Raw genomic sequence first — 5,158 nt, 5'->3', positions numbered from 1 at the left:
GCTTTTTCTGGATATATTGCAGAGACCCTACCGACTCTTATTAAACCTTTAAGGTTTTCCATTTAATATGCACCCAGAGCCTTTCTAACATTCAATCTCGTTTCATAATTTGGGCCAGAATGTGTGGCAGTTTCAATAAAATATTTGCCGTCGAAGTTCCCAAATCCAGAGAATGTTACATTTACTCCAGCTACAAGAGATTGATTGCCTACAAGCACAACGCTTGCCCTGTTTTCGTTAGCATTTATCTTTCTGAGCCTTAATTTTGCTATTCTCTCCGCCTCCGCCAAGTTATTTGCTCTCTCGTTAATAAACAGCGTTTTCCCTGTTTTTGGGGCACTTGGAGGGGAGTAAGTGTACTCGATGGGATCCTCCCAAATACTTGGCTGATATTCTATCCTAGCTGCAGAATAGATATTTCTGGTTGCCGATGTAAATTCATATGAAATAATGTCGGATTCACCTTTTGCAATCACAGCAACGCTAGGTGCTTCCTCATATTTTGTACTGTCAAAGATAATAATTTTATCGCTTGATACCTTTAAGCTTAGACCAGATTGGTCACACAAACGCTGCAAGAATGGCAAGTCAGGCTCCTCAGATTGCTCAATTCGGTCATATTCTGGGTCAAAATCGCTATCAAACATTAACTCAAGCTGTGCCTCATTTGCTATATCTCCCGCAATCACAGATAAAGCGGTTTCCTCCCAAGCCCTTATTTTGTCTTCGTCAACCAAAGACGAATGAACCGGTATAGACACTGCTTTGAGCGTTACTACATCTGGCGGTCCAGTGTAGCTTATTTCGTCTATCTCAAATGATCCCAGTGGAAGTGTTTGCGCTGTGCCTGTAAATCGCCAATCTTGGGTAATAATAGAGGCGACTAACCTGGCACCTTTGTTTGGATACCAACTGCCACGCCATAAGCCTTTTTTGTCTTCCAACACAATCTGGAGGTCATCTGCTTTGTTGTCTGAGTTATCTTCATAAGAAAAGCTGACCAAATAATCTGAAAGATCAGCTGTTATGTTTACATTGTTATACGAAAGCGATAGCGATGCCCGTCTGATCTTCGCCATTTAAGACCCTCTCTTCCATGGTGGAAGTGTTTTGGGAAGCTCAACCTTCACATCTGGGACATTAATTCTTATGCCTGCCGGGAACACCACATAGCTTAAATATTTCGGGTTTGCTTCGAGTAACGTTGACATATAAAATTCTGTTCCGCTCTCAGCACCATAAACTTTGTATGCTATGTAATCCCAGGTGTCGCCCTGTACAGTCATATATTTACGCATAGCTTAGCCTCCTCTGTTGCGCCATGAAGGCCTTAAGTCTAGCTTCAAACTCTTCCTGTGCCCGCCTCTCGGCATTAAGCACCTCGTTTCTGATCCGATCAGCGCTGATTCCGCCTTGCTCATAAATGTTAATAACAGGTGATGCGGGCGAATAGGTAATGTTGATTGCCGGTGTTGAGACAGCCTTTCGTTCTTTAAAAATATTAAGCAGTTTTTCCAAAGGCAATATCGCTTCCGGTCCCTTTTCAGCTACCATTGCCAGATGCGGGGCCGAAAAGACGCCGCCTTCGGCGTGTTCTGGCAGGGCTGTTGGTGTTTCTATCCGTTGTATCGTTTCAATATTGACACCCTTACCGCCAGCGAGGGGCAACCAGCTTGGGAGCTTGATCTTATTTAATTTATTGATGAACCAATTAACCTTATCTATTAGCCAATTTAGGGCATTGGTTACGGTCTGGAACATAGATGTAGCACCGGAAGTTATAATGCTCCACAGATTGCCTAAGGATTCTGGCCATTTTATCGCAGACAGATATGAAAATAGCTGCGAAAACTTATCCGTCACAAAACTATATGCATTGGCCGCCCCGTAAGCAAGTGCATCGTATATCTTGCCCAAAGAAGCTATCGGAGCTATGTTGCTTAAATATGTGATCAAGTTTGACATTTTATCCTTGACAGATTTAAGGGCATTGGCGGTCATTGACTCGAAAGGCACCCAGATATCTGGGAGCTTGATTTTGTCCATAATGCCTGCTATTTTTTCTGGGATAACCGAGATCGCCTCAAATGGGAATTTTGCTACATCCCAAACAATATTGGGCATTAGGCTGACGTCAGGTATTTTGATTTTGCCAAATATGCTGCCTATCTTGCTTGCTACTGTTTTAGCCGCACCGATTGCAGTAGATACCCCGCCTGCAATCCCGCTCCATAATTTCACAAAGACGTCAGGTATTTTGATTTTGCCAAGGACTGATATAAAATCCCATAACTTGCCTACAACAGCCGCAATGGAACGTGGTCCTGCACCGATTGTATCCCACAATGTGCTTATGATTGCCCTTACAGTCTCGCTTTTTTTGTATAGGATGGTGAGCCCAGCTATGAGACCGGCAATAGCTATCACAATGAGACCTATCGGGTTGGCCGAAAGGGCTGCGTTAAGAAGCCATTGGGCTGCCGTCCACATCTTTGTCCCAAGCGCTACAGCCTTGGTGGCGACGTTATAGGCTATGAGCTTGCCGACAGACAGTAGCTTGCCACTTAAGCCCAAAACAACGTTAAGACCTTTTTGAGCAAGCGCCCAGGCCTTAGTCGAAACAGTCGCAATTTTAGTGACTATATTGTTTTTTACCATCCATACATAAAAACTTGCAAGCTTAACTAAAACAGAGCCGATTGCGAATCCTACGACAGCTATCGCAATTTTCAAGGCCAACACAGCTGATGTAGCATATACCAAAATCTTTGTAAGCCCCTCATGTTTTTTCATCCAATCGGTAACCCTACCTATAACCTGCGCAACAGAATGAGCCATTTCGGCAAGTGGTGGCAAGAGAACACTGCCGACAGCAACGCCAAGCCTCGTGATTGTATTCATCAAAAGTTGCAAGCTATTAGCTGTTGTTGCCGATCTTGCTTCAAATTCTTTTTCCATGCTTCCTGCATATTGTGTTGCGTCACCAACCTTACGCAGGTTTTCTTCCAATTGCTCAACGTTTGTCACCAAAGGGGCTATTGCAGCAACGCTCTCACGACCAAATAGATCGGTCAATATAGCCGCACGCTTATGCTCGGGAATTTTTCTTAGGGCATTAATAACGGCAAGGATTGCGCCTTGTGCATCCTCTTGCATCATTTTTGCCATTCGTGTTGCACTTAATCCCAACGCCTTAAACGCATTTTTTTGTTTTTTGGTGGCAGATGCTCCTGAAGTTAATCGTAAAATGAGATTTTTAATTCCTGTCGCAGCTACTTCTTCCCCCACGCCAACGCTAACCATTGTTGTACCGAGAGCAGCTATCTCTCTTGCTGTCGCTCCACCTATCTCACCTAAAGGTCCAATTCTGGTTACTATGTCTGATATCTTTGGTGCAGAAGCGGCAGTGGTGTTGCCAAGATAATTTATTTGATCTGCAAGCTCGTTAACTTCTTCTTGGCTCATTTTAAAAGCCGTGCGCCACTGAGCCATCATTTGCCCTGCCTGTTCAGCCGTAATGTCGAAAGCGACGCCCATTTTAGCTGCACTTTCTGCAAAAGGAAGTAGTTCGTTCCTTGCAATTCCTGCTTGCCCGGCCGCCGCCACGATATCAGCCAAACCACGAGCTGCCATTGGTATCCGCTGGGAAAGAGCTAGAATGTCTTCCCCCATTTCTTTAAACTGCTGCGGCGTTTCAAAGTCGATGACCTTGCGCACGTCTGCCATAGCTGACTCAAAATCTACGGCAAGCTTCACCGGGACAGCAAGAGTTGCTCCGGCAGCAACGGCACCAAGCATCTTGCCACGCATTTTCGACTGGAATGCTTCTGCCTTGCCCTGCAATTCAATAGCTCTCGCCAGCCTTTTTTGTGCATGTTCGGCCTTGTTTAATTCGGCTGTCAACCTAGATTGTGCTGCTTTATATTGTTCTGTAGAAATGGCACCAGATTTATAGTTCTGCTCAAGCTCTTTTAATTCCTTTTTTAAGGAGCGTACTTTATGTTGAGACTCCTGAAGAACAGAAGTGGCAGATTTAAAAGATTGGCTAAAGCTTGAATCTACTTTACCGGCAATTTCAACTGCCAACTCATATGTTTTAGCTATTTCTGCCACCTCCTTTTAGAATATCTGAGGCTATTTCAAGCCATTTGCCAAGTTCGGCAAACGGCATACTCATCCAATAGCCAACAGGCGTATATGTGCTCATCGAAAGCGAAAGTGCAGCACGCATGATCAGTTCAGCGCCTTTTTTACCAAGACCTACTTGAGCAAAAAATTTTGCACAGCGATTGTAATGGCAGTGAAATCCCTTGCGGGTAAGTTATTGATATCTTCAACGTTTATACCGCTTGCTTTAGCTGCAACGATTGCAAGATATTGCTTAGAAAATTCTGGAACGACAATATTTTCGCCTAAAAGTTGTGCCTCTCTTGATGCATTGATGATGTCATTGCCAGTTAGTTTATCGAAATCAATATTTATCTCTTTTACTTCTGTTCCATTAATCATAATTGGCTTACTAAGTTTTATTTTCATGCCATATCTCCTACTCGATACCAAGGGCAGCTTTGACTTGTAATAGGTAATCTATACCATTAATCTTGCAAATGTAATTAAATTTATCTATTTCAATCAATGTAGACCCACCAACATCAACTTTAAGATATACAACTTCAAATACGTTTGATGCGCCTGCCGTTACGCCAACATCCAAATTCCCCAAATTGACTGACGTTTTTGGAATCGCACGCAGCACTACCCTTACCGGTCTAACGAAATATTGGCCAGCCCCGGCATCGTAAATCTGGCTTGCACCCCTTAGATCAAGGTTATGTGCCTTCTGGGCTGCCAGCTCAAGCGTGGGTTTCTCAACAGTCCGCCAGTTGAGCGTACAAGTCATGCTGCCGAAATGGCCAAGTGTAGGACTGTCTATCTCACCGGCTAAGCCAGCACCCTTCACCGTCTCCGTCATTGCCTCCACGCTTGGAAGCTCCACGTCGGCAACTCCTATTAAATCCGTGCCGTCGAGGTAAACTCTAAAATTAATCAACGTCTCCGGAACTTGATTTGCCAGTCTCTATCACCCCTTAACGCTAAAAACAGCGTCTCAAGATATTGCGGATCGTACTCCACAATGAAGTCGATCTCGCGTGCCGGC

The 5,158-nt window shown here is 44.3% G+C and carries 5 protein-coding genes; all 5 read right to left on the bottom strand.

Features of this window, described 5'->3' with window-relative positions:
• Window positions 1–62 precede the first annotated feature (62 nt).
• The 5 genes from LHW48_07240 to LHW48_07220 all read right to left on the bottom strand — a co-directional run bounded on the left by LHW48_07240 (window position 63) and on the right by LHW48_07220 (window position 5,074).
• A complete protein-coding gene (locus tag LHW48_07240) occupies window positions 63–1,079 on the bottom strand; it encodes a hypothetical protein (GenBank protein ID MCB5260252.1) in 1,017 nt (338 codons plus the stop codon).
• Complete coding sequence (locus LHW48_07235) at window positions 1,080–1,298, bottom strand: tail protein X (GenBank protein MCB5260251.1); 219 nt, start codon at window positions 1,296–1,298, stop codon at window positions 1,080–1,082.
• The gene (locus LHW48_07230) at window positions 1,291–4,113 is read right to left on the bottom strand and encodes a phage tail tape measure protein (GenBank protein ID MCB5260250.1); all 2,823 of its coding nucleotides are present in this window, start codon (window positions 4,111–4,113) and stop codon (window positions 1,291–1,293) included. The genes LHW48_07235 and LHW48_07230 overlap by 8 nt, the downstream gene beginning before the upstream one ends.
• Window positions 4,114–4,260: 147 nt before the next feature.
• The gene (locus LHW48_07225) at window positions 4,261–4,536 is read right to left on the bottom strand and encodes a phage tail assembly protein (protein ID MCB5260249.1); all 276 of its coding nucleotides are present in this window, start codon (window positions 4,534–4,536) and stop codon (window positions 4,261–4,263) included.
• A 10-nt stretch (window positions 4,537–4,546) separates the two neighbouring features.
• A complete protein-coding gene (locus LHW48_07220) occupies window positions 4,547–5,074 on the bottom strand; it encodes a phage major tail tube protein (GenBank protein ID MCB5260248.1) in 528 nt (175 codons plus the stop codon).
• Window positions 5,075–5,158 lie beyond the last annotated feature (84 nt).

It is taken from the genome of Candidatus Cloacimonadota bacterium (genome assembly GCA_020532355.1).
Classification (GTDB): Bacteria; Cloacimonadota; Cloacimonadia; order Cloacimonadales; family Cloacimonadaceae; genus UBA5456.
This window is presented reverse-complemented; position numbering and strand designations above follow the sequence as displayed.

Excerpts from the sequence above, each read along its gene's own strand:
- LHW48_07240 (MCB5260252.1), bottom strand. The coding sequence starts at position 1,079 with ATGGCGAAGATCAGACGGGCATCGCTATCGCTTTCGTATAACAATGTA.
- LHW48_07235 (MCB5260251.1), bottom strand. The coding sequence starts at position 1,298 with ATGCGTAAATATATGACTGTACAGGGCGACACCTGGGATTACATAGCA.
- LHW48_07225 (MCB5260249.1), bottom strand. The coding sequence starts at position 4,536 with ATGAAAATAAAACTTAGTAAGCCAATTATGATTAATGGAACAGAAGTA.